Origin of the sequence: Streptomyces sp. NPDC006997, from assembly GCF_040635175.1 — a bacterium.
Lineage (GTDB): Bacteria > Actinomycetota > Actinomycetes > Streptomycetales > Streptomycetaceae > Streptomyces.
On sequence record NZ_JBEYHH010000017.1, the window covers coordinates 118,662 to 144,077 of the forward strand.

A 25,416-nucleotide genomic window follows, 5' to 3' on the forward strand; every position below is an offset into this window, starting at 1 on the left:
CACCCGCAGGAAGGCCCGTGGGTGGCCCCGTGAGCCCCGAAAACCGGCTCTGACCAGCAGGGCGACAAGCGACAAGACAAGACAAGCGACAAGCCGCACGACAAGCGGGACGACAACCGACACGACAAGCGAGCACGGGCAGCATCCCGCCACCGGGGGTGCTGCCCGTCCCGTCGAAGGGACTCCGTTGTGCACCCCCAGAACCCGTACGAGATCACCACCCTCCCGCCCCTCACGGTGTCCGGACCGGCCCGGCCGGTCGTCCTTCGGCCCGAGGACATCCCGCCCGGCGTCCAGTGGGTCACCCTCGCGAACGGCCTGCAGACCCTCGCCTACACCGAGCCGCCCGCTCCGGCCCCGGCCGCACCGGCCCCCGCTGCGGCTCCGATCCCGGCGTGGGCCAAGACCACCGCCCTGCTCGCGCCGACCGTCGGGGGCGGCATCGCCGCCGCCGGTATCGGCCTCTCCTACGCCGCACCAGGACTGATCGCCATGACCCATGCCCTGTGGTCCGCCGCCGCCCTCGTCGTCGCAGCCGTCGTCGCCGTCCCCGTCCTGATTCGCGTCGCCCGCGGACGCGACACGGCGGCCCCGGCTCGGATCACCCAGAACATCACCGCCACCGGCCTGTTCGGCAAGGCCACCGGCACCATCAACCACCGCTGAGGAGAACCGCCCATGCACGAAGACGACGAGAACGACGAGTTCATCGACTGCGAACTGTGCGCGCCGACCGACGACACCGACCCCTACCCCTATCCCCACTGCTGCCAGTGCGGTGACACCGGGTACGGCGACGTGCCCGAGTGCGCCTGCGAGTAGCTACGCCGAGGGCGGTCCCCCTCTCGCCAAAGACCGGGACCGCCCTCGCCCAACCAGTCCGCAACAGACCTGTTGGAGGTCTCCAGCATGACCCATGACGCACGACCCGCGCTGCTGTCAGCAGCGTTGGACGCCGCCGCGCGCGGCTGGCCCGTCATCCCGCTGCGGCCGGGCGGGAAGCGGCCCGCGCTCCACGGCGAGAGCAGCTGCACCGGCCGGGGGGAATGCGCGGCCGGGCACCGCAAGTGGGAGCAGCGCGCCACCACCGACCCCGACCGCATCCGCACCGCGTGGGCGGCCGGCCCTTTCAACGTCGGCATCGCCACCGGCCCGGCCGGGCTGCTCGTCGTCGACCTGGACGTGCCCAAAGGCAAAGGAAGTTCGGACGCGCCGTGCGGCGCGACGACCTTCAAGGCGCTCTGCGAGCGCGCCGGGCACGCCGTCCCCGCCACCTACCGGGTGCGGACCGCGAGCGGCGGAGCCCACCTGTACTTCACCGCCCCGGACGGAGTGCGGCTGACCAACACGCAGGACCTCCTCGGGCCGCACATCGACACCCGGGCCGGGGGCGGCTACGTCGTCGCCCCCGGCAGCACCACGAACGCCGGGGCGTACGCAGTGACCGACCCGGCCCCGGTCGCGCCGCTGCCCGGATGGCTGCTCACGCTGTTGCGGCCCGCGCCCGGACCGGCCCGGCCTCTCACCCTCGCCGTGCCGAGGAACGCGAGCCGCTGCGCCACCGTCGCCCTGGAGCGCGAACGGGCCCGGATCGAGCAGGCCCCCGAGGGCATGCGCGAGCGGACGCTGTTCGAGGCCGCCCGCGCCCTGGGGCGGTTCGTCGCGTGGGGCGACATCCCCCGGCACGTGGTCGAGGAGGCTTTTCAGGGGGCGGGAGAGTCCGTCGGGCTGAAGCCGTATGAGTGCCGCTCGACCCTCCGCAGCGCGCTGAACTGGTCCATCCGCACCGCCCGGCCCCGGGAGACGGCGTGAGCGCCCGACCGCGTCCCCCACTGAAAAGCCCGACCCGGACCGGTGACCGGCCGAGCCTCGCCGAACCGGCCCCCGCCACGGACGGCCCTGGGCGCCCGAGGGACGCCGCCCGTCAGGGCGTCTCCCTTGCTGTTCGTCCTGACCAGCGCCCGGCCGACGGACGCCACCCCGTCGCCTGGCTGCGGGTGACCGCACCCGGCCGCGGCGCGATCCCCACGGCGACATCGACATGCGCCTGCGGTCGGGACCGCAGCGCCGTCGGCCGCAACAAGGTGGCCGCCCTCGTGGCCGAGCACGTCGATCACCGGGCTGTCTGCCCGCTCCGCACCAACCAGGAAGGAAGGGCCGCCGCATGACCGGGCCCGAGAACATCCCGGCCGCCGTCGACGGGGCCGCGCTGCTCGACGAGGTGGAAGCCTTCCACCGCCGCTTCAACGTCTTCCCCACCGAGGCCGCGTATGTCGCCGTCACGCTGTGGGACGCCCACGCCCACCTGCTCGACTGCTTCGACTCCACCCCCCGGCTCGCCTTCCTGTCCCCCGAGCCGGGTTCCGGGAAGTCCCGCGCACTGGAGATCGTGGAAACCCTCGTGCCGCGCGCCGAGGCGACGGTGAACGCCTCGCCCAACGCCCTGTTCCGTCTGGTGGAGGCGGCGGAGGGACGGCCGACGCTGCTGTTCGACGAGATCGACACCGTCTTCGGCCCGAAGGCCGGCGACAACGAACCGGTCCGCGGTTTCCTCAACTCGGGATACCGGCGCATCGGCACCATGCTCCGGTGCGTCGGGGACGGAGCCAATCAGAGCGTGCAGCGGTTCTCTTCCTTCTGCGCCGTCGCCATGGCGGGTCTCGGCTCGCTGCCGGACACGATCCTGACCCGTTCCGTCATCATCAGGATGCGGAAGCGGGCCCCGAACGAGCACGTGGAGCCCTACCGGCTGCGGCTCAACGAGAAGGAGGGCCACGCGCTGCGTGACCAACTCGCGCGGTGGGCCGACAGCGTTCGCGACCAGGTCGCGGACTCCTGGCCGGAACTGCCGGAAGGGGTCACCGACCGACCGGCCGACGTGTGGGAGCCGCTGCTCGCCGTCGCGGAGGCCGCCGGCGGGGACTGGCCGCGCCGGGCCCGCGCCGCCTGCCTGGAGCTGGTCAACGCCGCCCACGACAGCGACGAGGCGTCGCTCGGGATCCGGCTGCTGACCGACCTGCGCGACAAGGTGTTCTGCGGGGCCGACCGGATGCCCACCGCCGTCATCCTCGAGATGCTGCTCGCCCTGGACGACGCCCCTTGGGCCGACGTCGACGACAAGCCGCTGAACTCGCGGATGCTGTCCAAGCTGCTCGGGCAGTACGTCACGCCCGCCAACAAGCCCATCAAGCCGCGGGGCATCCGCACGCCGTCCGGCACGCCGAAGGGCTACTACGCGGATGACCTCTCCGACGCCTGGACCCGCTACTGCCCCCCGCCCCCTCAGGAGTCCGCAACATCCGCAACATCCGCCACACCCCAGATCAGCGCGGGTGACTCCGTGGCGGATGACCGCCACGGAGTCCGCCACAGCCTCGCGGAAGCCGCCACGGCCCCGCTCCGCATCGCGGGTTGAACCGACCGCTCGACGGGTGCCGCCGCACCGCGCGTGTGGCGGCACCCATCCGCAACACGACCGCGATCCGCCACAGATCCGAGCCACTGACCAGCCCTGTTGCGGCGTGGCGGATGTTGCGGATCCCCCAGCAGGAAGAAAGACGGAGGAGCACACAGCCATGGCCCGCCCGCAGATGCTCAAGCTTCCCGAAGTCCTCGCCGAACTCGGCATGAGCCGAGCCGCCTTCTACCGGATGCGCGCCCGTGGCCTGGGCCCGCGCCTGATCAAGCTCCCTAACGGACAGCTCCGCGTGCGGCGGTCGGACCTGGACTCCTGGCTGTCCGGGTGCGAAGAAGCCGCCTGATCCGCTGATCCCTGATCCCCCCGAGAGGGCCCGCCATACGGCGGGCCCTCTCTCCTTTGGAGAGACATGCTCACGTACGACGTAGACATCTGGTCCATCCGGGCCCGCAAGAACCGTCCGAAGCCGTTCGAGTTGCGGTGGCGCGTCGGGGCACGCCCGCACTCGCGCAGTTTCAAGCTCAAGGTGCAGGCGGACGGGCGCCGTTCGGAGCTGTTGGCCGCGCTCCGCAACCGCGAGCAGTTCGACGAGGAGACGGGGCTGCCCGCGAGCGAGTTGGACGCCCTCAACACGCCGACCTGGTACGAGCACGCGGTGGCGTACGCGGTCATGAAGTGGCCGAAGGCCGCCGCCAAGCACCGGGCGAGCATCGCGGAAGCGCTCGCCACGGTCACCCCGGCGTTCCTGTCGACGACACGGGGAGCCCCCGAGCCCGAGGTGCTGCGCCTGGCCCTCTACGCCTGGGCGTTCCGGGCGACGCCGACAGACAGGGGTGTGCTCGTCTCCCGCGCTGAGGCGGAGGAACCGCCGGCCGAAGTCGTGGCCGCGCTCGCGTGGGTGGCCAAGCACTCCGTGAAGGTGACTGAGGCCGCCAAGCCCGAGCGGACGCGGGCCGCGCTGGACGCGCTGTCGCGCAAGCTCAACGGGGAGCCAGCCGCCGACAACACCGCGAACCGCAAGCGCATGGTGCTCAGCAACGCCATGCGCTACGCGATCGAGAAGGGCATCCTGTCCGCCAACCCACTCGCCCGCGTCGACTGGGACCCGCCGGCCAAGGACGACGAGGTCGACTTCCGGTACGTCCCCAACCCCCAGCAGGCGGCCGACCTGATCGCCGCGGTCCGCGAGCAGGGACCCAGGGGCTCCCACCTCGCCCCGTTCTTCGGCTGCCTCTACTACGCGGCCATGCGCCCGTCCGAGATCGCCGCGCTCACCGCGGCGGACTGCCGACTGTCCCAGTCGGGGTGGGGCGAGCTGGTCCTCGCCGGAAGCCGTCCCGAAGTCGGCTCGGGCTGGACCGACGATGGAGCGTCGTACGAGCAGCGCGGTCTCAAGCGCCGGGCCCGCCGGGCGACCAGGCCCGTGCCCATCCCGCCCGTGCTCGTCGGGATGCTGCGCGAGCACATCAAGACGTACGGCACGGCCGAGGACGGGCGGCTGTTCCGCGCGGCGCGGGGCGGCCGGGTGCGGTCCACGGAGTACTGCGAGGTCTGGGACCGGGCCCGCGTCAAGGCGCTCTCGAAGGCCGAGGCCGCAACGCCGCTCGCGGACGTTCCGTACTCCCTCCGGCACGCCGGCGTATCTCTGTGGATCAACTCGGGCGTGGATCCCGTCGAGGTCGCGCGGCGGGCCGGCCACAGCCTCACCGTGCTGTTCCGCTTCTACGCCAAGATTCTCCGGGGCCAGCAGGCGCTCGCGAACGACCTGATCGACAAGGGGCTGAGGGGTGACCAATGAGCCCGGATCCTGGCCCACGGATGGCCCACACGCCCTGATCAGACGTGGGATACGAGCGGTCCGGGGTGAGACAGGGTGAACACGGCGGGCCCGGCTCCATCACGGAGCCGGGCCCGCTGACCTGCAAATTCTCTGACCTGCAAGCGGTGGGTGTGGGATTTGAACCCACGGTGACTTGCGCCACGACGGTTTTCAAGACCGTTCCCTTAGGCCGCTCGGGCAACCCACCTCCGTCCCGCCTACCAGCGGCGGAACGGCTACAGAGTACCGGGCGCGTGCATCGCGTGGGCTCCGTAGTCCGCAGGCGGCCACTGGGACGGTTGACGGGTACGTCGTGAGCTGGAGAAGTCCACAGGCGAAGGCACTCGGCCCGGGCACCGTCAAAGGGAGAAGCACCGACGGATGGAGCACCATGCCTCGCCGCCCGATGGTCCGTCGGCGCATCACCTACCCGGGGGGCGCGCCGATGCTGGAAGAAGCCGAAGAGATCGGTCGTCGTCGTGCACGCCGACCTCGCCGCCGCGCTCGGCACGACGCAGGGCTGGGTCTCCACGATGGAAGGCGGGCACATCGAGCTGGACCGCGCGGGCCTACTGAACCTGCTTGCCTCGGAGCTGCACGTGCATCCGAACGACCTGATCGGGCGGCCGTACAACAGCTCCCGGCACTTCGTCGGGTGTATCCGCTCCCCACACGCCGCCCCGCGTCCCAGCGAACCCCGGCCCAGCCGTGGGTACACCTCACCTCCCGGCAGAAACGGATCAGCTCGCGGCCAGGTCTAACAGCCGCAGCCGCCCCCGCGCCCCTCAGCGACCGCCGTCGCCGCAGTCGTCGTCGCGTCGGTCGGCTTCACCGCGCGGATGAGGGCGGAGTGCATCGCGTCGGCGACCGGATGGGTGGGGGTGATCTCGATGTCCGTGAAGCCCGCCGCCTCCAGTCCCCGGCGGTACTCCGCGAACGACAGCGCGCCGGCGATGCAGCCCACGTAGTCGCCGCGTTCGGCGCGCTGTTCGGGGGTGAGGGTGTCGTCGGCGACGACGTCGGAGACGCCGATGCGGCCGCCGGGCCTGAGGACGCGGAAGGTCTCGGCGAAGACGGCGGGCTTGTCGACGGACAGGTTGATGACGCAGTTCGAGATCACCACGTCGATGGTGTTCGCGGGCAGCGGGATGGACTCGATGGTGCCCTTCAGGAACTCGACGTTCGTGGCGCCCGCCTTCTCGGCGTTGGTGAGGGCCAGGGCCAGCATCTCGTCGGTCATGTCCAGGCCGTACGCCTTGCCGGTGGGGCCGACGCGGCGGGCGGAGAGCAGGACGTCGATGCCGCCGCCCGAGCCCAGGTCGAGGACACGTTCACCGGCACGCAGCTCCGCGACGGCGGTCGGGTTGCCGCAGCCGAGGGACGCGGCGACCGCCTCCGCGGGCAGGGCGGCGCGCTCGTCGGCGGCGTACAGGGTCGAGCCGTAGTGCTCGTCGACCTCTACGGGCTGCGGCCCGCAACAGGAGGTGCCGCTCTCGGTGACCCTCACGGCTGCGGCGGCGTAGCGCTGGCGGACGGCTTCGCGCAGGTCAGTGGACTGCTCGCTCATGGCTGGCTCCCTGGTGACGGACGGGAAGACATGGTTCCGCCCCGCCACCGCTGCATCGACGTCTGTTGATACAACGCACCCCTCACTCTCCTCCCTGGATCGAAGAGCGTCAACTTAGAGATGCGTCGAAGCAACAGGGGTCGCGCTGGCCTGGGACGGCCTCAGCGGGGCCGGCGTCGACCAGTACGGCAACCAGCTCACCGTCGACAGCGGCGCGAGCGTCGTCGACGTCACCGAGCTGGACCTGCGTCCGACCGGCGTCCCGGCCGCGACCGGCGCCCCGTTCGTCTACCTGAGCGCCGGGGTGCACCGGGATCTGCACTGGGCCCTGTCCAGTGTCACCAACGACAGCGGCAGCCCCGTCTCGGGCTTCGACGTCCGGCGCTGGGCCCCAGAGACCAGGAGCTTCGAGCTGCTCGCCAGCGAGCCCGCCAGCAGCCGGTCCTTCTACGACCGGACCCAGCCGACGGCCACGACCGTCTACTACCGCGTCAGCGTGCGATACGCCGACGGCACCGAGTCGGGGGCGTCGGAGGAGGTCGTGGCCGTGACCGGCTGAGGCCGGGTCAGCTGTCGCCCACCCGGGAGTCCAGGGTGACGTCCACCGTGCGCGTCCTGCCGTCGCGCTCGTAGGTGAGCGTGACCTTGTCGCCCGGCTTGTGGGTCCAGATCTCGCCGATCAGGGTGGGGCCGGAGTCGATGACGCGGTCGTCCAGCTTGGTGATCACGTCGCCGGGCTTCAGGCCCGCCCGGTCGGCGGGACCGCCCGGCTCCACCGGCTCGGAGCCGCCCGCACCGGTGTCCGTGATCTTCGCGCCGCCCGTGGTGTCCTGCAGGGAGACGGAGGCGCCGATCCGGGCGTACACCGGCTTGCCGTTCTCGATCAGTTCCTGGGCGACGTACTCGGCCTGGTTGATCGGGATCGCGAAGCCCAGGCCGATCGAGCCGGACTGGCCGGTGCCGAAGCCGCCGTTGCCGCTGGACTGGATCGCGGAGTTGATGCCGATGACGTTGCCCCGCGCGTCCAGCAGCGGGCCGCCGGAGTTGCCGGGGTTGATGGAGGCGTCGGTCTGCAGGGCGCTCATGTACGACGCCTGGCTGCCGGAGCCGTCGCTGGAGGCGACCGGGCGGTTCTTGGCGCTGATGATGCCGGTCGTGACCGTGTTGGAGAGACCGAAGGGCGCGCCGATCGCGATCGTCGCGTCACCGACGGCGACCTTGTCGGAGTCGCCGAGCGTCAGCGGCTTCAGGTTGGACGGGGCGCTCTTGAGCTTGATGACCGCGACGTCGTAGCCCTGGGCGTGGCCGACCACCTCGGCGTCGTACTTCTTGCCGTCCGGGAAGGTGGCCGTGACCTTGCCGCCGTCGACGGCGTCCGCCACCACGTGGTTGTTGGTGATGATGTGGCCCTCGGTGTCGAAGACGAACCCGGTGCCGGTGCCGCCCTCGCCGTTGCTGCTCTCCGCCTCGATGGTGACCGTGCTGGGCAGGGCCTTGGCGGAGACGGCCGCGACCGTGCCGGGGTCGCGCTTGAAGTCGCCGCCGCTGTCGGAGGCGGAGACCGTCGTCGAGCTGCCGTTGTCGTCGTTCTTGGCGAGGGTGTAGCCGAGCCCGCCGCCGAGGCCGCCCGCGACCAGCGCGGCCACCAGGACCGCGGCGATCAGCCCGCCGCGCCCGCCGCGCGGCGGCTTCGGCGCGGCGGCCGGGGGCTGCTGGTACGGCCCCACCCCTGCCGCCCCTGCCGACCCCGCTCCCGCGCCCCAGAGCGGCTGGGTGGCGTCCGGCGCCTGCTGCGGGCTGACGGGGCCCGCCGCCGGAGGCTGGGTGGTGAGGTGGTCCGCCGCCGGAGGCTGGGTGGTGGGGTCCGCCGCCGGGGGCTGGCCGCCGCCGTCCGCCGTCTGGGGCCCGGGGGCCGGGTACGCCGCGGGGGGCGGCGGGGGCCAGTTGGCGTCGGGGGCGGAGCCCGCCTGGGGGGAGGCTGCGGGGGTGTCCACCGGCACGGGGGGTGCAGACGGGGCCGGGGGTACCTCAGTGCCCTCGTTCTCGGTGCTCACAGCTGTTCTCCTCGGTCCACGGCTCGATCCACGGCAATGTGGCTATGTGTTCTTGTATGCCGTCAGCTTTTCCCACGGGCCATCAGGGCACCATAAGCGGTCGCTGTGGGTTCACGGCCATCCTTTATATGAGACATTTTCGAGCACAAATGTACATCCGTAGCATCTCACCACTATTTTCCCAACCATCGCTCCCGGTCAGCCCGGGCGGGAGGGACGGCCGCGACCACCCCGCCCCGCACGGTTACCCCGTCCCGGTGGCACCATGACGCGGTGACCCACGCACGGCAGCACCGGATCCAAGTCGTCGCCCACCGCGGCGCCTCCGAGGACGCGCCCGAGCACACCCTGGCCGCCTACAGGAAGGCGATCGAGGACGGCGCCGACGCCCTGGAGTGCGATGTACGGCTGACCGCGGACGGCCATCTCGTCTGCGTGCACGACCGCCGCGTCAACCGTACGTCCAACGGCCGGGGAGCCGTCTCCGCCCTGGAACTCGCGGACCTCGCCGCCCTGGACTTCGGCTCCTGGAAGAACCGCGACGCCTGGCGCGGCCGGGACGAGGAGCCGGACTGGGAGCACCGCCCGGGGGAGCCGGGGGACCCGTCCGACACCTCCGTGCTCACCCTGGAGCGGCTGCTCGAACTCGTCGCCGACGCCGGGCGCCCGGTGCAGCTGGCCATCGAGACCAAGCACCCCACGCGGTGGGCCGGCCAGGTCGAGGAACGGCTGCTGTTCCTGCTGAAGCGGTTCGGACTGGCCGCCCCGCCCACGGCGGAGCAGTCGCCGGTACGGGTCATGAGCTTCTCCGCCCGTTCGCTGCACCGCGTGCGGGCCGCCTCGCCGACGCTGCCGACGGTCTACCTCATGCAGTTCGTCACACCGCGGCTGCGCGACGGCCGCCTGCCGGAGGGGGTGCGGATCGCCGGTCCGTCGATCCGACTGGTGCGCAACCACCCGGTGCACGTGGAGCGGCTGAAGCGGGCGGGACACCAGGTGCACGTCTGGACCGTCAACGACCCCGAGGACGTCGATCTCTGCGCTGACCTGGGCGTTGACGCCATCATCACCAACCGCCCGCGCGAGGTGCTGCGCCGCCTCGGGCGGTGAACCGGAACGGGCCGCGGGACGTGCAGAGAGATGAGAACCCGTCGACGTGTGCCCATTACGAGGAGTGCTCCGGCGCATTCGTTCCGTAGGTGATCGTTGCGAATGCGTCACCGGAAGAGGATTGGCCGGTTTCCGGTACAGGCCGTTGGGGCATCCACACCGTGGCGTGGGGCGAAGGAGGTCTCGGGGGTGGCGTTGGTGGTGGCACAGGAAGTGCCCACGTCGTCAAGCATGGCCGTGCCCCATGGCCCTGCGGGCGTGGGCGAGGCGAGACACCGGATGCGGGCGCAACTGCGCGGCGGCGGGGTGGCGGAATCGGTCATCGACGACGCCGTACTGATCCTCTCCGAGTTGCTGAGCAACGCGTGCAAGCACGGGCGGCCCCTGGGCGACGCCCTCTCCGGCGACGGTGACGTCCGCGCCGCGTGGCGCGTCGACGCCAGCGGTCGGCTCCTCGTGGAGGTGACGGACGGCGGCGGCCCGACCCGCCCCGCCCCGGCGACCCCGTCGGTCACCGCGCACGGCGGCCGGGGGCTGAACATCATCACGGCGCTCGCCGACGACTGGGGCGTACGGGACAACGCCCGCGGCGAGGTCACGGTCTGGGTCGTCGTCCACGACGACGTGTACGACCCGGACGCCGGGCACCGACGCGACGACTTCGCCAGCCGCATCACCGCCCCGGCGATCCAGGCGGTCCCGGGCCTCTCCGCCCTCCCGGACCTGGACTTCGCGGACGCGTTCGACGACCTGGACTGAGTGACTGGCCCTACCGGCTGACCCCACCAGCTAACCCGGTGGGCTCCGGCCGACTGCCTGTCCCCGTCCCCGTCCTGGGCCGCCCCCGACGGGTGACCGCGTTGTCCACAGGCCCCTCCCCGTCCACAGGGTCCACCCCGGCACGACCGGAACGGCTAGGCTCCCGCCGTACCAGACGAGCCGTTTCCGGGAGACACCCACCATGGCCAAGAAGCGCCCCCAGACGAAGGCCAAGCGCCCGCAGCTCACGGACGGAGAGATCCCGGTCGTCGGCGCCCGCGAGCCCTGCCCCTGCGGCAGCGGGCGGCGATACAAGGCATGTCACGGCCGGGCCGCCGCGCAGGCCGAGACGGAGCTGGTGCAGCGCCCGTTCGAGGGGCTGCCCGGCGAGTGCGACTGGGTCGCCCTGCGTGAGCTGGTCCCGGCCGCCACGGTCCCGCTGACCCTGGAGGGCGGCCTCCCCGAGGGCGTCCCGTCGGTCACGCTCGCCACCGTGCTGCCGATGGCCTGGCCCGCGCTGCGCCGCGACGACGGCTCGGTCCTGCTGGGCCTGCAGAACGACACGGCGTCGGGTGACATCAGCCGCGACCTCGCCGACACCCTCCAGCGCGCGCTGGAGGCCAAGCCCGGGACACCCGTCCAGGGCCGCCGCGCCCCGGCCGACGGTCCGCGGCTCCAGGATCTGCTCGATGCCGCAGGCACCTTCGAGCCAGTTGTGCACCCGGGGTTCGAGTTCTGGGTCCCGGACGCGGAGAACGCCACTCCGGAGGTGGCCGCCTCCCTGGAGCGGGCCAACGCCGCGGCCATCCCGACCGTCCGCCTCCAGGGCGTGGACGCCGCCTACTGGTGCGAGACGCCGGACAAGAACCACCTGCGCTGGGTCATGCCGCACGCCGAGGAGCGGCTTCTGGACGCCCTCGCGCGGCTGCACGCGGCGGGCGGCTCCAGCCTCGGTGAGGGCACGCGTCTGGTGGGCTCCTTCCGGGCGCACGGCCTCACCGTGCCGGTCTGGGACCTGCCGAGCGGTGTCACGGCGGACGATGTCGAGAAGCCCGCCGCGGAGTTCGCCGAGCGGCTCGCGACCGCGCTCGCCACGGACGCCCCGCTCACCCCCGAAGAGCGCCGCGCACGCGGCGGTCTGACCAACCGGCAGGTCACGCTCAGCTGACGCCCGGCGGAACGACGACGTCCGGCTGACCGACCGGTCAGCCGGATCCGCACCGCGTAAACCGGCCGGAATGGCTGACTCCATATGCGACTCCACCGGGCCACAAGCGCGTCGGTGTCCAAATTACCGAGCAAAAACCGAGATCGAATTTGCTAACTGCCGATCTCTTGTTACCGTTCCAGTAGCCCGGTTGCTGGTGCATCCCCCGTCGCCAGCAACCGGGTCTTTCTGTTCCCGTCCCTGCTCCGGCCGGACTCCCGGTTCCGTGTACGGAACGCCGTCGCGTGTCAACCGCCGGTAGGCGGCACGGAGTTGCTTCCCGAGCGCAGCAACAGCGGCCCCCGCCCGTCGCGCGCCGCGAACTCCGCCACCGCCGTGTAGTCCAGGGGCTCCCCCACACCGCGTTGCCGGGGCGTGTCACAGACGTCGGGCTCGTCCCCGGCCGCCACCTCACAGCGCACCAGCACCGTCCGGCCGCCGGGGCCGAGCAGGCTCAGTACGGCGTCCAGCGCGCCGCCGGTCGTGTTGCGGTAGTAGGTCCGCCCCCAGGTCTCCGCGCCCTGCGTCAGGACACAGGTCTGCGCCTCGACGCCCTCGGGGGAGGCGAGTTCGGGCCCGCACCGGGCGGCGGTGGCGAGCCCCAGGCCGAGGGTCAGCGGAGTGCCCGGCACCGCCCCGACCCCCTTGGCGTCGCCACCCGGCACCGCGGACGGCCGTACGACCGGCGAGTCAGGGCGTACCACCGTGCGGTCCGGGCGTGGGGACGGTCGTCCCGGGTCGTCCACCGGCCCCGCGGACGCCATGGCCAGGGGCAGGGCCGCCGCGCAGGCGGCGAGGCCCGCGAGGGCGAGTGGACGGACGTTCATGGGCATGGGCTGGAAGATAACGAGCGGGTGGGGCGCCCGGCCGTCCGCGCGCCCGACACCCCCTAGAACTCGGGCGCGCTCACACCCGTACGAGTGAGGGCGTCGACCACGGCGTCCACCACCGCCTCCACGTCGGGCACCCACGGCGAGGCCGAGCCGGGCAGCGGCGCCCGCTCCCAGCGGATGGCGCCCTGGCCGGTCCCGGACGGCGGCAGCGCGAGGTAGCCGCCCTCCCCGTGGAAGCGCAGGGAGCCGGGCACGAAGTCCTTGGCGTAGAGCAGCTCGCCCAGCTGCTCCATCGTGTACGGGTGGACGAGCACCGCCCAGCGGGCGGGTGAGGCGACGACCGGGCCGAGACGCATCCCGGAGTGGTCCAGCGCGGTCAGGGCGCGCGCCGCCGCGGCGGCGGGGAGACTGACGGCGCAGGGTGCCGTGCCGCCGGTGGCGAGGACGATCGGCGCTGCCGGGCGGTTCCCCCACCACCAGCGCACCATGCGCTCGTCGGTGGTGGCCGCGAGCAGGCCGGGGTCGAAGGGGTGGGCGCCTGGCACCGTGCACTCCGGGTCGGGGCAGCCGCAGCGGGACCGGTCCTGCGGGTCGGTCGCCACGCCCGGGAGTACGGGCCACTGCCATTCCGTTGCGAAGGTCACGGCCGCGTCGAGCAGCTCAGGTGTCCTGTCGTCACGCCGGGACAGGAACCTGCGTCGCCTTCCGAGCCTTCCGAGGATCTCGCGCATGAGCGCTCGTTCCTTTCCGTTGCACGCCTGGCAACACCGTGGGTCACATCACACCATGTGTCGATCTCTTCACTGTGCGTACCTGTTGGCGCATCACACCCCGGCGTTCAGGCACGGGGAACCCCTCTGGGCCGAGCGTCGGCTGCGTCTGCTGCGTCCGCGGCCGTTGCGTCCATACTGCGTCTACCAAAAGCATGGGCGTGGCGCGGGGGTGGCGAAGTCTGGCGTTTTGCTGTTCCGCGTGTTTCTCTCCGCCTCCGCCACGGGAGGATGGGGCACGGTCGTCGGTGGATAGGACGCCCGGGTCCGTCGCCAGGTTCCGGGTGGCCCCCAGCCACCCCTGGCCTTCACCGAGTACGTACCCATCACGACCGCTGTGACGCTCCGTCGAACAAGGCCAGTCGACCTCAACAAGCCGTTACCCGAGTCAGTTTTAAGCCAAATTCGCTTTTCTGCAAGGGAACCGAGTGAAGACCGCGAGAAAACCCCCTCACCTCCCACTGGCCCCACGGACACCACCGATACCAGCAGGACAATGCTGGACATCCCCTCACGAGTGCGTGTACATGTGGAGACACTGCTAGCGGCGCAGATTGACATGGGGGTTTGCGATGCTTTTGAGCAATACGCACCGGTCGGAAAGCCGTACACCATGAACGCCCCGCACCCTCCGAAAGTGGCCGGAATCGATTCCACGGTTCCCGCACCCGCACACACTGTCGCGCCCGCCCCCTCCGCCCCGGACACCCCCGTGGTCACCACCGGCCCCGGCGTCCTCCTCCAGGACCGGCTCGCGGGCTGGGTCTCCGACCTCACCACGCTGCACGAACTCACCGAGCGGCTGGCCCGTACGGGCACCCTCCCCGACGCCCTCCACGAACTGCTGGGCGCCGGAGCCGCCCTCGTCGGCGCCCGGCGCGGACTCGTCGTCCTGGAACCGGACGACGGTCTCGGCCCCGCCACCACCATCGGCCTCGGGCTGACCCCGGCCGATCTCGGCCATCTCGAAACCGTGCCGCGCGCCGCCCTGCCGCACGGCGCGCTCCTCGACACCCGCGCCGGACGGTCCGGCCAGCCCACCGAGGTCGTACGCCCCGACCTGCTCGCCGAGGAGGGGCTCCATCCGCGCCATCGCGACGTGGCCGCCCGCCTCGGCTTCGCCGCCAGCTACGCGCTCCCCCTGGCCACGGAGGCGGCCGGACGCCTCGGCGCCGCCGTCTGGCTGTACGACGAACCCGCCGAACCAGCCGAGCGGCAACGCCATCTGGCCGGACTGTACGTCCGCTACGCCACCGAGCACCTCGCCCGGGTGCTCGACGTCGAGCGCACGCGCGCGTGCATGGCGACGATGTCCGAGGAACTGCTGCCCGCCCGGCTCCCCCGGGTCTCCGGCGTGCAGCTCGCGGTACGGCACCGCACCGGCCCGCGCGGGGGCGGCGACTGGTACGACGCGCTGCCGCTGCCGGACGCGGCCCTCGGTCTCTCCGTCGGCTCCGTCACCGGGTCGGGGCCCAGCGCGGTCGCCGCGATGGGGCGGCTGCGGGCGTCCCTGCGGGCGTACGCCGTGATGGAGGGCGAGGACCCGGTCGCCGTCCTGTCCGACCTGGAGCTGCTGCTGCGGCTGACCGAGCCCGCCCGCTCCGCCACCGCGCTGTTCGCCTACTGCGAGCCCGCGCTGCGCCGGATCACCCTGGCCGGTGCCGGGCACAGCCCGCCGCTGCTGGTCGGGGAGCGCCGCACGCGGTACGTGGAGACCTCCGTCTCCGCGCCGCTCGGCATGTTGGCCTGCTGGGAGGCGCCCAGCATGGAGCTCCAGGCCGCGCCAGGAGAGACGGTTCTGCTCTACACCGACGGGCTGCTGCACCGCACCGGCGACCCGGTCGACCGCGCCTTCGCCCGGCTGCACGCGGCGGCGTCCGGCGTGCCGAGGGCGGCGCGCCACGACCCGGGTGCCGTCGCCGACCACGTGCTGCGCACGGTGCTGCCGGACGGCCTCGACCGCACCGACGGCGCGGAGGACGTGGTGCTGCTGGCGGCACGGTTCGAGTAGGGGGAGGAGCGCACGCCCCGGTAACAGTCGCTTCGGCCCTGCGCCCCCTTCCGGGTGAGGGGAGCGAACGTACGATGGTCGGGGTCCAGTGCCGTATCTAGGAGGATGACCGTGGCGGACGAGCGGAACCCGGCGACCCCGGAGACCCTTGAGCCCTCGGAAACCGAAGCCGAGGAGCCCATCAAGCAGCGCAAGAACGGCCTGTACCCGGGCGTGTCCGACGAGCTGGCCGAGAGCATGAAGTCCGGCTGGGCGGACACCGAGCTGCACGACCTGGAGCCGATCGCCCAGGCCGCCGAGACCGCCGCCCGGCGCGCCGCGCTCTCCGCGCGCTTCCCCGGCGACCGCCTGGTGGTCCCCGCGGGCAACCTGAAGACCCGCTCGAACGACACCGAGTACCCGTTCCGCGCCTCCGTCGAGTACGCGTACCTCACCGGCAACCAGACGGAGGACGGCGTCCTCGTCATGGAGCCGAAGGCCGACGGGCACGACGCCACCATCTACCTGCTGCCCCGCTCCGACCGTGAGAACGGCGAGTTCTGGCTCGACGGCCAGGGCGAGCTGTGGGTCGGCCGCCGCCACTCCCTCACCGAGGCGGAGAAGCTGTACGGCATCCCCGCCTCCGACGTGCGGGAGCTGGCCGACAAGCTGCGCGAGGCGACCGGGCCGGTGCGCGTCGTGCGCGGGTACGACGCCGGGATCGAGGCCGCGCTGACTGACAAGGTCACCGCCGAGCGCGACGAGGAGCTGCGGGTCTTCCTCTCCGAGGCACGGCTGGTCAAGGACGAGTTCGAGATCGGCGAACTCCAGAAGGCCGTCGACTCCACCGTGCGCGGCTTCGAGGACGTGGTGAAGGTCCTCGACAAGGCGGAGGCGACCAGCGAGCGCTACATCGAGGGCACCTTCTTCCTGCGCGCCCGCGTCGAGGGCAACGACATCGGCTACGGCTCCATCTGCGCCGCCGGTCCGCACGCCTGCACCCTGCACTGGGTCCGCAACGACGGCCCGGTCCGCTCCGGCGACCTGCTGCTGCTCGACGCGGGCGTGGAGACGCACACGTACTACACCGCCGACGTGACGCGCACGCTGCCGGTCAACGGCCGGTACAGCGAGATCCAGAGGCAGATCTACGACGCCGTGTACGACGCCCAGGAGGCCGGGATCGCGGCCGTCAAGCCGGGCGCCAAGTACCGCGACTTCCATGACGCCGCCCAGCGGGTGCTGGCCGAGCGGCTCGTCGAGTGGGGTCTGGTCGAGGGGCCGGTGGAGCGGGTCCTGGAGCTGGGCCTCCAGCGCCGCTGGACGCTGCACGGCACCGGCCACATGCTCGGCATGGACGTCCACGACTGCGCCGCCGCGCGCACCGAGACGTACGTCGACGGGGTGCTGGAGCCGGGCATGTGCCTCACGGTCGAGCCGGGTCTGTACTTCCAGGCCGACGACCTGACCGTGCCGGAGGAGTACCGGGGCATCGGCGTCCGCATCGAGGACGACATCCTCGTCACCGAGGACGGCAACCGGAACCTGTCGGCCGGGCTGCCGCGCCGCTCCGCCGAGGTGGAGGCGTGGATGGCCGACCTCAAGGGCCTCAAGGGCTGACGGCGCTGAAGAGGCCGGGCACCCGCGGGTGCCCGGCCTTTCGCGTGCGTGCCGTCAGGACGCGGTGACCAGCGGCGCGTTCGGGGCGTTCTCCCGCCACTTGAGGATCTTGTCGAAGCTGACGACGGTGCCGCGGCGGCCCGGCTCGGGGCCGATGTGGACGTGGTCGGCGAGCTCCCGGATCAGACAGAGGCCCCGGCCGTGTTCGGCGTCGGGGCGGGTGGGGAGCCGGAACTGCTGGCGTCCGGCGGGCGGGGTGAAACCGGGTCCCGCGTCGGCGACCTCGATCCGGCACTTCTCCCCGTCGAGGTAGGCGGTCACGCGGTACGCCTCCGACGCCCCTCCGGACGTGCCGTCGCCCCCGTGTTCGACGGCGTTGGCGCAGGCTTCGGTGAGGGCCACGGAGAGGTCGTACGAGATGTCGGGGTCGACGCCCGCCGTCTCCATCGTGCCGAGCAGCAGTCGGCGGGCCAGCGGGACGCTCGCGGCTTCGCGGCGCAGATGGAGTGACCACCAGATGCTCATGCTCCAGCCTCCCGGCCGCGGCTCGACATACCGTTACGTATTGCCGCGGCGGCTCCCGCGTAAGCACGGATTTGACGTGATGCCGCCCATATAGGCGATGCGGTGAGGGTGGAACGCGGTGTATGTGAGGCCGCCGGGACCATATCCGGACCCACCGGGCCGTACGGCATCTTGTGGACCTGCCCGGTGGCGCGGGTGGGCCCAGTGCGATGATGAGCCCGCCATGACTGCCCCCCACGCGCGCACGGCGCACTCCGGACGCGAGGTCCGGCTGTTGCGGGCCGCGGTGTTCGCCGCGGTCTGTGTCGTGCTGTCCGGGGCCTCCCACGCGATCGCGTCCTGTGTCGCGCTGCCGTGGTGGACGCTGGCCGCCGGGTTCCTGGGCACCGCCGCCGTCGCGGTGCCGCTCGCCGGGCGGGAGCGGTCCCTGCCGGGGATCGCCGGGCTCCTCGCGGTCGGGCAGATCGTGCTGCACACGCTGTTCGGGCTGGGGCAGCACGCCGCCTCGTCCGGTACGGCGTCGGTGGGCGCCCGGGTGAGCGACGACGCCTCGCTGGTCGAGCGGGCGGCCCGGCTGGTATGCGGGACCACCGCGGCGGCGCTCAGCCCCGCGCAGGCCCACCGGATCCTGGTCGACGCGCGGGTCGTGCCCGGTTCCGCCACCTCGGCGGGGGCCGGGACGCACTCCGGTACGAGTCACCATCCGGCGGACGCGCTGTCCTCCACCTCGGACTCGTGGGCCGCGCTGCTGCCGTCCCTGCCGATGCTGCTGGGGCACGCCCTCGCGGCGGTCGTCGCCGGGTGGCTGCTGCGCAACGGGGACCTGGCGCTGCGGCGCCTGGTCGAGCTGTCGGCGCAGGGGGTCAGCGAGGGCGCGGTCATCCGCTCCCTGCGCGCGGCGCTGGCGCTGGCCCGCGCCCTGCACACGGGGCTTCCGGCGACGCCCACGACGGGGCCGTGTGTCGCGTGCGCGCCGGTGGACGCGGTTCCTGAGCCTCGTAGCGCCGTTCTCGAGCACTCCGTGATCCGGCGGGGGCCGCCCGCCGGAGGGTTCGTGCTCGCCGTCTGACCCGGCACGGCCACCGTCACCGCTTCCTGTGGGGAGACATGCGGCGGAGGGGCGCTGCCGTGTGCGGCACGCGCGCGTACCCCTTCCCCCGCTTCCGCGCCGGACCCGACCGGCGCTCACCGGACTCTCCCGAAGACTCACTCGAAGTGGAGTGCTCATCACCATGCAGGTATCCCGGATCGCCGCCGTCGGCGCCCTCACCGCCTCGGCCGTCGTCGTCCTGTCCTCGCCCGCCCTCGCGCACGTCAGCGTGCAGCCGGAGGGTGCCGCCGCCAAGGGCGGCTACGCGACCGTGAACTTCAAGGTCCCCAACGAGCGCGACAACGCCTCGACCACCAAGCTGGAGGTCACCTTCCCGGCCGACCACCCGCTCTCCTCCGCGATGCCCGCGCCGGTGCCGGGCTGGGAGGCCAAGGTCACCAAGGCCGAGCTGGACAAGCCGCTCGAAGTGCACGGCAACAAGGTCACCGAGGCCGTCTCGAAGATCACCTGGACCGCGACCGGGAAGGGCGTCGAGCCGGGCTTCTTCCAGAAGTTCCCGGTCTCCGTGGGCGCCCTGCCCGAGGACACCGACGAACTGGTCTTCAAGGCCGTCCAGACCTACTCCAACGACGAGGTCGTGCGCTGGATCGAGGTGCCGCAGGAGGACACGGAGGAGCCGGAGCACCCGGCGCCCGTGCTCGCGCTCTCCGCCGCCGAGGACGACCACCACGGCGCGTCCGGCGCCGAGGAGGACGCCGACGCCGAGGAGGCCTCGGACGACGCGTCGGCCGCCGCCGCGAACACCACCGCCGACTCCGGTGACTCCGACGGCACCGACACCACCGCCCGGGTCCTCGGCGTCGTCGGCATCGTCGTCGGCGCGGCCGGGGTCGCGTACGGCGTCCTCGCGGGCCGTCGCCGTGGCGGCAGCGCGGCCTGAGGCCCCACCTCGTTCAGCGGTACGCGCCGGGGGCGTGCGGACAGTGTCCGCCGTACGACCCCGGCGCGTGCCGGAGCCATCACATCTGGGACATTTCTCTATGCGCAAGAAGACCTTCGCGGCGGCTGCCCTGCTCGCCGCCGCCTCCCTGACCCTTTCCGCCTGTGGCAGCGGTGACGACGACGGCGGCTCGCCGGTCTCCGTGGTGTCGGAGGAGCCCGGCTCCGACAAGGCCGCCACCGTCCTCGACAGGCCGTTCGAGAAGCCGGACCTCGTGCTGACCGACACCCACGGCGAGGAGTACGACCTCCGCGAGCGGACCGCCGGCAAGCCGACGCTGGTCTACTTCGGGTACACCAACTGCCCCGACGTCTGCCCGCTGACGATGAGCAACATCGCCGTGGCCAAGAAGCAGCTGTCGCGGGCCGAACAGGACGAGCTGCGGATCGTGTTCGTCACCACCGACCCCGAACGCGACACCCCGGAGGCGCTCGGCACCTGGCTCAAGGGCATCGACCCGGAGGTGGTCGGGCTGAGCGGCGACTTCGCCGCCATCCAGGCCGGGGCCCGCACCCTCGGCATCTCCATCGAGGCGCCGACGAAGGACAAGGACGGCAAGGTCGTCTCCACGCACGGCACCCAGGTCATCGCCTTCTCGCCGAAGACCGACGCGGGGTACGTGCTCTACGGCGAGGACGCCACCGTCGACGACTACACCACCGACCTGCCCAAGCTCATCAAGGGACAGAAACCGTGAGGGCCGTCGGCTTCCTCACGGCCGGGGTGCTCGTGCTCGGGCTGGGGCTCACGGGCTGTGGTTCCGACGGCGGGAGCGAGGGTGCCGCGGCACTGACCGTCGAAGGTGCCTACATGCCGCAGCCGGTGTCCCGGATGGCGGCCGGGTTCCTGACCGTCACCAACGACGGCGGCGCCGACGACACCCTGAAGTCCGTCACCAGCGACATCGCGGGCGAGGTGACCGTCCACGAGACCGTGGGCCAGTCAATGCGGCAGGTCAGCGGACTCGACGTGCCCGCCCACGGGGAGCTCGTGCTGGAGAGCGGCGGCAACCACCTGATGTTCGAGCGGCTCACGCACCTGCCCGAGGAAGGCGAGACGGTGTCCGTGGTGCTGCACTTCGCGGAGAGCGACCCCGTCACCGTCGACATGCCGGTCAAGCCGATGACGTACCGCCCCGATCCGGGGAACTGAGGGAGGGACCACCTTGACAGCGACCGCCGCCCCACGCGTCCGGCCCCTGGTGCTGCTGTTCCTGGCCGTCGTCGGCGTACTCCTCGCCGCCGCACCGGCGTCCGCGCACGCCGCGCTGACCGGCAGCGACCCCCGGCAGGGGGCGGTGGTCGACAAGGCCCCGGCCCAGATCGCGCTCACCTTCTCCGAGACGGTCTCCCTGTCCGACGACTCCCTGCGCGTCCTCGACCCCAGGGGCGAGCGGGCCGACACCGGCGAGGCGGGCAACGTGGGCGGCACGACGTACGCCGTGCGGCTGCACTCCGGACTGCCCGATGGCACGTACACCGTCACCTACCAGGTCGTCTCCGCCGACAGCCACCCCGTGTCCGGCGCCTTCACCTTCTCCATCGGCGCCCCCTCCGCGACGTCCGTGTCGGTCTCCGGGACGGAGGCGGGCGGCGGGGTCGTCGGCGGACTGTACGACACCGGGCGGTATGTGTCGTATGCCGGGTTCATCGTGCTCGTGGGCGGTGCCGCGTTCGTCCTGGCCTGCTGGCCGCGCGGCTCCGCGGTACGGGCCGTTCAGCGGCTCGTGGTCTCCGGGTGGCTCGCGCTCACCGCGGCGACGCTGGCGCTGTTGCTGCTGCGCGGTGCCTACACCCGGTCCGGCGGCGTCGGTGACATCTTCGACCTGGACCTGCTCGGGGAGGTCCTGCGGACCAAGACCGGCGCGGCGCTGATCTCCCGGCTGCTGCTGCTCGCCGCCGCCGCGCTCTTCGTCGCCGTGCTCTTCGGGGCGTATGCCCGCCCGTCTCCCAGCACCACCCAGAACGACGGCGCCGCGCGCCGACTGCCTGATCCGGGGGAGGACGCGGAGAAGCGGGACCTCACCTTCGGGCTCGCCGTCGGCGGGACCGTCGTCGCCGCCGGGCTGGCCGCCAGCTGGGCCATGGCCGAGCACGCCTCCAGCGGCATCCAGCCGGGGATCGCGATGCCCGTCGACATCGTCCATCTGCTCGCCGTCGCCGCCTGGCTGGGCGGGCTGGGCGCGCTGCTCGTCTCACTGCGCTGGGCGCCCGCGGAGACACCGCTCGACGGGTCGGCCGTACGGCGCTTCTCGACAGTCGCCCTGACCAGCGTCCTCACGCTGGTCGCCACCGGCACCTACCAGGCGTGGCGGCAGGTCGGCTACTGGTCCGCGCTGACCGGCACCCGGTACGGGCAACTGCTGCTGGTCAAGATCGGGCTGGTGTCGCTGCTGGTGGGGGTCGCGTGGTTCTCGCGACGGTGGACGCGGCAGGTGGGGGAGGCGGTCTCCGCGGAGGCGGCGGCCGAGGTGGTGCCGGTGGCTGCGGGGGTTGACGGTGCCGGTTCAGAGGGTTCGGGGGGGTCGGCAGGCTCGAAGGGCTCGGACGGCTCGGACGGCTCGGAGGACTCGGAGGGCTCGGAGGACTCGGAGGGCTCGGAGGGCTCGGGCTCGGGAGTCGGGGAGCCCGGGGACGCGCGGCGTGCCGCGCAGCTCGCCCGGCAGCGGGCCGCCGTGGACGCCGCGCGGCGGAAGCGGCTGCGGGACGCCAACCCCGTCCGTTCCGGGCTGCGCCGCTCGGTGCTGACGGAGGCGGGGGTCGCGGTCGTCGTACTGGCCGTGACCACCCTGCTGACCGGCGCCGAACCGGGACGCACGGTGGAGGACGCCAAGTCCGCCACCTCGGCCACCGCCACGGACTCCGCCTCCGGCGCGCTGACGCTGGAGATCCCGTTCGACACGGGCGGTGAGGACGGCAAGGGCGTCGTCCGGATCGACCTCGATCCCGCCCGGGTCGGCGGCAACGACATGCACGTCTATGTGGAGCGGCCCAACGGCCGCGCCTTCGACATCCCCGAGGTGAAGGTCGCCTTCACCCTGGAGGCCAAGGACATCGGTCCGCTGCCCGTGGCCCCGGACCACATCACCACCGGACACTGGTCGGCGAGCGGGGTGCAGATTCCCGTGGCGGGTGACTGGAAGGTCGCCGTGACCGTGCGCACCTCCGACATCGACCAGGTGACTGTCTCCAAGAACGCGCAGATCGGCTGAACATCACCATGCCTGACCAGTCCATTTCCGAGGCCCGGATCCCCCTGGACGAGGGAAGCCCCCTGGACGACGGCACCGCCCGGCAGGGCATCTCCCGACGGCGGCTGCTCGGCACCGCCGGTGCCACCGGACTCGTGCTCGGCGCGGCGGGCGGGGGTGTGGGATACGCCGCACGGCCCGCCGAGGCCACCCCGCTGACCTCGGTGGGCGCCGGGCGGATCGAGTTTCACGTGAAACATCAGCCCGGCATCACCACCCCGCTCCAGGCCCGTGGCCATCTCGTCGCCTTCGACCTCACGGCCGGCGCGGGCCGCAAGGAGGCCACCGCGCTGCTGCGCCGCTGGTCGGAGACGGCACGACGGCTGATGGCGGGGGAACCGGCGACGCAGGACGACACGGATGTGGCGACCGACGCCGGGCCGTCCTCGCTCACGGTGACCTTCGGGTTCGGGCACGGATTCTTCGCCCGCACCGGGCTGGAGAAGCAACGGCCGGTCGCCCTCGATCCGCTGCCCGAGTTCTCCTCCGACCGGCTCGACCAGGCACGCAGCAACGGTGACCTGTGGGTGCAGATCGGCGCGAACGACGCCCTGGTGGCGTTCCACGCCCTGCGCGCCCTCCAGAAGGACGCGGGCGGCGCGGCCCGGGTCCGCTGGCAGATGAACGGCTTCAACCGGTCGCCGGGAGCCACCGCCCACCCGATGACGGCCCGCAACCTGATGGGCCAGGTCGACGGCACCCGGAATCCCAAGCCGGGCGAGCCCGACTTCGACCAGCGGATCTACGTCCCGGAGGACGGGGAGCCCGACTGGATGGCGAACGGCTCCTATGTCGTCGTACGCCGGATCCGGATGCTCCTCGACGACTGGGAGAAGCTGTCGGTCGCGGCGCAGGAGGGCGTCATCGGGCGCCGTAAGAGCGACGGGGCGCCGCTGTCCGGGGGTGCGGAGACCACCGAGATGGAGCTGGAGAAGACCGACGCCGAAGGTGGTCTGGTGGTGCCGATCAACGCGCACGCGCGGATCTCCCGGCCCGACCAGAACGGCGGTGCGGCGATGCTGCGGCGCCCGTTCTCGTACCACGACGGCATCGACGCGGACGGGGTGCCCGACGCCGGGCTGCTGTTCGTCTGCTGGCAGGCCGATCCGCTGCGCGGGTTCGTGCCGGTGCAGCGCAAGCTGGACCGGGGGGACGCGCTGTCGCCGTTCATCCGGCACGAGGCGAGCGGGCTGTTCGCGGTGCCGGGCGGGGCGGCGGAGGGCGGGTACGTGGGGCAGGCGCTGCTGGAGGGGTGAAGGGGCCCTCCGGGGGCCGCCGGGCGGGCTTCCGGTGGACTGCTGAGCAGGGCCCATTAGGGTGAGGTCATGCCAGCGAGCTATGCGTATCTCGGTCCCGAGGGCACCTTCACCGAAGTCGCCCTGCGGACGCTTCCCGAGGCGGCGACCCGGGAGCTGATCCCGTATGTGTCGGTGCAGTCGGCGCTCGACGCGGTACGCGGCGGGGAGGCCGAGGCGGCGTTCGTGCCGATCGAGAACTCCGTCGAGGGCGGGATCACCACCACGCTGGACGAACTGGTCGCGGGCCGCCCGCTGATGATCTACCGCGAGGTGCTGCTGTCGATCACCTTCGCGCTGCTGGTCCGGCCCGGCACCAAGCTGTCGGACGTCAAGACGGTCACCGCCCACCCGGCCGCGCAGCCGCAGGTCCGCAACTGGCTGAAGTCGCACCTGCCGGACGTGGCCTGGGAGTCCGCGGCCTCGAACGCCGACGGCGCCCGGCTGGTGCAGGAGGGCCGCTACGACGCCGCCTTCGCCGGTGAGTTCGCGGCGGCGCGCTACGGCCTGGTGCCGCTGGAGACCGACATCCACGACGCGGAGAACGCCCAGACCAGGTTCGTCCTGGTGGGCCGCCCCGCCCGGCCCGCGGCGCCGACCGGCGCGGACAAGACGTCGGTGGTGCTGTGGCAGCGCGACGACCACCCCGGCGGGCTGCGCGACCTGCTGGGCGAGTTCGCCACCCGGGGCATCAACCTGATGCTGCTCCAGTCCCGGCCGACCGGGGCCGGGATCGGCAACTACTGCTTCTGCATCGACGCCGAGGGCCATATCTCGGACCGTCGGGTGGCCGACGCGCTGCGCGGGCTGAAGCGGAGTTGCCGGGAGGTGCGGTTCCTCGGTTCGTACCCGCGCGCGGACGTGGCGGAGGCGGACGTACGGGTGCCGCTGCCGGGGACGTCGGACGAGGAGTTCATGGCGGCGTCCGACTGGGTGGCGCGTTGCCAGGACGGTCGTTTCTAGCCAGGAGCGGCCCTGTCAGCCAGTCCTACCTGCGTATCTTCGTTATCCACAGAAGTTATCCACAGGTCCGCTTCTCGACCTGGGGACAAGTCGACAGAGAAGCGTCAGTCGGTCGATAAATCGCCCTACAGGGCCCGCTCGGGCACTCCGGGGCTCAGGTCACCCTTCGTCCACTCTTTTCCTTT

Annotated in this window: 24 protein-coding genes, 1 tRNA gene and 1 pseudogene; 20 read left to right on the top strand and 6 right to left on the bottom strand. The window is 72.3% G+C overall.

The window, feature by feature from the left end:
• Positions 1–189 precede the first annotated feature (189 nt).
• The 6 genes from ABZ659_RS18880 (at position 190) to ABZ659_RS18905 (ending at position 5,216) form a co-directional block, all read left to right on the top strand.
• On the top strand, positions 190–666 hold the full coding sequence (locus ABZ659_RS18880) for a hypothetical protein (RefSeq protein ID WP_189780960.1): 477 nt from the start codon (positions 190–192) through the stop codon (positions 664–666).
• Positions 667–678: 12 nt separating this feature from the next.
• Complete coding sequence (locus ABZ659_RS18885; RefSeq protein ID WP_189780959.1) at positions 679–822, top strand: hypothetical protein; 144 nt, start codon at positions 679–681, stop codon at positions 820–822.
• Positions 823–909: 87 nt separating this feature from the next.
• Positions 910–1,812, top strand: coding sequence for a bifunctional DNA primase/polymerase (locus ABZ659_RS18890; RefSeq protein ID WP_360220847.1), 903 nt, complete (start codon positions 910–912; stop codon positions 1,810–1,812).
• 352 nt (positions 1,813–2,164) lie between these two features.
• Positions 2,165–3,415: a DUF3631 domain-containing protein gene (locus ABZ659_RS18895; protein WP_360220850.1), complete on the top strand. Its 1,251-nt coding sequence runs from the start codon at positions 2,165–2,167 to the stop codon at positions 3,413–3,415.
• 160 nt (positions 3,416–3,575) lie between these two features.
• Complete coding sequence (locus ABZ659_RS18900; protein WP_018892556.1) at positions 3,576–3,761, top strand: helix-turn-helix domain-containing protein; 186 nt, start codon at positions 3,576–3,578, stop codon at positions 3,759–3,761.
• A gap of 66 nt (positions 3,762–3,827) precedes the next feature.
• A complete protein-coding gene (locus tag ABZ659_RS18905; protein WP_360220854.1) occupies positions 3,828–5,216 on the top strand; it encodes a site-specific integrase in 1,389 nt (462 codons plus the stop codon).
• 144 nt (positions 5,217–5,360) lie between these two features.
• Here ABZ659_RS18905 and ABZ659_RS18910 read toward each other — a convergent pair.
• Positions 5,361–5,445 (bottom strand) — tRNA-Ser (locus tag ABZ659_RS18910).
• A gap of 237 nt (positions 5,446–5,682) precedes the next feature.
• Between ABZ659_RS18910 and ABZ659_RS18915 the strand changes: the two are divergent.
• Positions 5,683–5,878 (top strand): annotated as a pseudogene (locus tag ABZ659_RS18915) (transcriptional regulator); the annotation flags it as partial.
• Between the two features lie 116 nt (positions 5,879–5,994).
• Here ABZ659_RS18915 and arsM read toward each other — a convergent pair.
• A complete protein-coding gene (gene arsM, locus ABZ659_RS18920) occupies positions 5,995–6,804 on the bottom strand; it encodes an arsenite methyltransferase (RefSeq protein WP_360220857.1) in 810 nt (269 codons plus the stop codon).
• Positions 6,805–7,108: 304 nt separating this feature from the next.
• Between arsM and ABZ659_RS18925 the strand changes: the two genes are divergently transcribed.
• Entirely contained in the window at positions 7,109–7,363 is a 255-nt protein-coding gene (locus ABZ659_RS18925; protein ID WP_360220860.1) for a hypothetical protein, read from the top strand.
• A gap of 7 nt (positions 7,364–7,370) precedes the next feature.
• On the opposite strand, the gene ABZ659_RS18930 is transcribed toward ABZ659_RS18925, so the two are convergent.
• On the bottom strand, positions 7,371–8,858 hold the full coding sequence (locus tag ABZ659_RS18930; RefSeq protein ID WP_360220863.1) for a trypsin-like peptidase domain-containing protein: 1,488 nt from the start codon (positions 8,856–8,858) through the stop codon (positions 7,371–7,373).
• Positions 8,859–9,131: 273 nt separating this feature from the next.
• Here ABZ659_RS18930 and ABZ659_RS18935 point away from each other — a divergent pair, with 273 nt between their 5' ends.
• From ABZ659_RS18935 to ABZ659_RS18945, 3 genes are all read left to right on the top strand, one after another.
• Positions 9,132–9,968, top strand: a complete 837-nt coding sequence (locus ABZ659_RS18935; RefSeq protein WP_360220866.1) for a glycerophosphodiester phosphodiesterase — start codon at positions 9,132–9,134, stop codon at positions 9,966–9,968.
• A gap of 102 nt (positions 9,969–10,070) precedes the next feature.
• Positions 10,071–10,727: an ATP-binding protein gene (locus tag ABZ659_RS18940; protein WP_360220869.1), complete on the top strand. Its 657-nt coding sequence runs from the start codon at positions 10,071–10,073 to the stop codon at positions 10,725–10,727.
• A 202-nt stretch (positions 10,728–10,929) separates the two neighbouring features.
• Complete coding sequence (locus ABZ659_RS18945; protein ID WP_360220872.1) at positions 10,930–11,895, top strand: DUF5926 family protein; 966 nt, start codon at positions 10,930–10,932, stop codon at positions 11,893–11,895.
• Between the two features lie 287 nt (positions 11,896–12,182).
• Here the strand turns inward: ABZ659_RS18945 and ABZ659_RS18950 are convergent, their stop codons facing one another.
• Both ABZ659_RS18950 and ABZ659_RS18955 read right to left on the bottom strand, forming a co-directional pair.
• Positions 12,183–12,761 carry a hypothetical protein gene (locus ABZ659_RS18950; RefSeq protein WP_360221016.1) on the bottom strand — a complete coding sequence of 193 codons (579 nt, stop codon included), beginning with the start codon at positions 12,759–12,761 and terminating at the stop codon, positions 12,183–12,185.
• A 62-nt stretch (positions 12,762–12,823) separates the two neighbouring features.
• Positions 12,824–13,498 (bottom strand): bifunctional DNA primase/polymerase, encoded by a 675-nt coding sequence (locus ABZ659_RS18955; protein WP_360220875.1) that lies wholly within the window; start codon positions 13,496–13,498, stop codon positions 12,824–12,826.
• Between the two features lie 535 nt (positions 13,499–14,033).
• Between ABZ659_RS18955 and ABZ659_RS18960 the strand changes: the two genes are divergently transcribed.
• Positions 14,034–15,548 (top strand): PP2C family protein-serine/threonine phosphatase, encoded by a 1,515-nt coding sequence (locus ABZ659_RS18960; RefSeq protein ID WP_360220878.1) that lies wholly within the window; start codon positions 14,034–14,036, stop codon positions 15,546–15,548.
• Positions 15,549–15,653: 105 nt separating this feature from the next.
• Positions 15,654–17,147 (top strand): aminopeptidase P family protein, encoded by a 1,494-nt coding sequence (locus ABZ659_RS18965; protein ID WP_360220881.1) that lies wholly within the window; start codon positions 15,654–15,656, stop codon positions 17,145–17,147.
• A gap of 54 nt (positions 17,148–17,201) precedes the next feature.
• On the opposite strand, the gene ABZ659_RS18970 is transcribed toward ABZ659_RS18965, so the two are convergent.
• Entirely contained in the window at positions 17,202–17,672 is a 471-nt protein-coding gene (locus tag ABZ659_RS18970) for an ATP-binding protein (RefSeq protein ID WP_360220884.1), read from the bottom strand.
• 223 nt (positions 17,673–17,895) lie between these two features.
• Here ABZ659_RS18970 and ABZ659_RS18975 point away from each other — a divergent pair, with 223 nt between their 5' ends.
• From ABZ659_RS18975 to pheA, 7 genes are all read left to right on the top strand, one after another.
• Positions 17,896–18,741 carry a hypothetical protein gene (locus tag ABZ659_RS18975; protein ID WP_360220887.1) on the top strand — a complete coding sequence of 282 codons (846 nt, stop codon included), beginning with the start codon at positions 17,896–17,898 and terminating at the stop codon, positions 18,739–18,741.
• 163 nt (positions 18,742–18,904) lie between these two features.
• Positions 18,905–19,663, top strand: a complete 759-nt coding sequence (locus ABZ659_RS18980) for a YcnI family protein (protein WP_360220890.1) — start codon at positions 18,905–18,907, stop codon at positions 19,661–19,663.
• A 100-nt stretch (positions 19,664–19,763) separates the two neighbouring features.
• The gene (locus ABZ659_RS18985) at positions 19,764–20,420 is read left to right on the top strand and encodes an SCO family protein (protein WP_360220893.1); all 657 of its coding nucleotides are present in this window, start codon (positions 19,764–19,766) and stop codon (positions 20,418–20,420) included.
• Complete coding sequence (locus ABZ659_RS18990) at positions 20,417–20,875, top strand: copper chaperone PCu(A)C (protein ID WP_360220896.1); 459 nt, start codon at positions 20,417–20,419, stop codon at positions 20,873–20,875. Before ABZ659_RS18985 ends, ABZ659_RS18990 begins: the two co-directional genes overlap by 4 nt.
• Positions 20,876–20,888: 13 nt before the next feature.
• Positions 20,889–22,934, top strand: a complete 2,046-nt coding sequence (locus tag ABZ659_RS18995) for a copper resistance protein CopC (protein ID WP_360220899.1) — start codon at positions 20,889–20,891, stop codon at positions 22,932–22,934.
• A gap of 8 nt (positions 22,935–22,942) precedes the next feature.
• Entirely contained in the window at positions 22,943–24,229 is a 1,287-nt protein-coding gene (efeB, locus tag ABZ659_RS19000; protein WP_360220902.1) for an iron uptake transporter deferrochelatase/peroxidase subunit, read from the top strand.
• Positions 24,230–24,298: 69 nt separating this feature from the next.
• Positions 24,299–25,231 (top strand): prephenate dehydratase, encoded by a 933-nt coding sequence (pheA, locus tag ABZ659_RS19005; RefSeq protein WP_360220905.1) that lies wholly within the window; start codon positions 24,299–24,301, stop codon positions 25,229–25,231.
• The last annotated feature ends 185 nt before the right edge of the window (positions 25,232–25,416 follow it).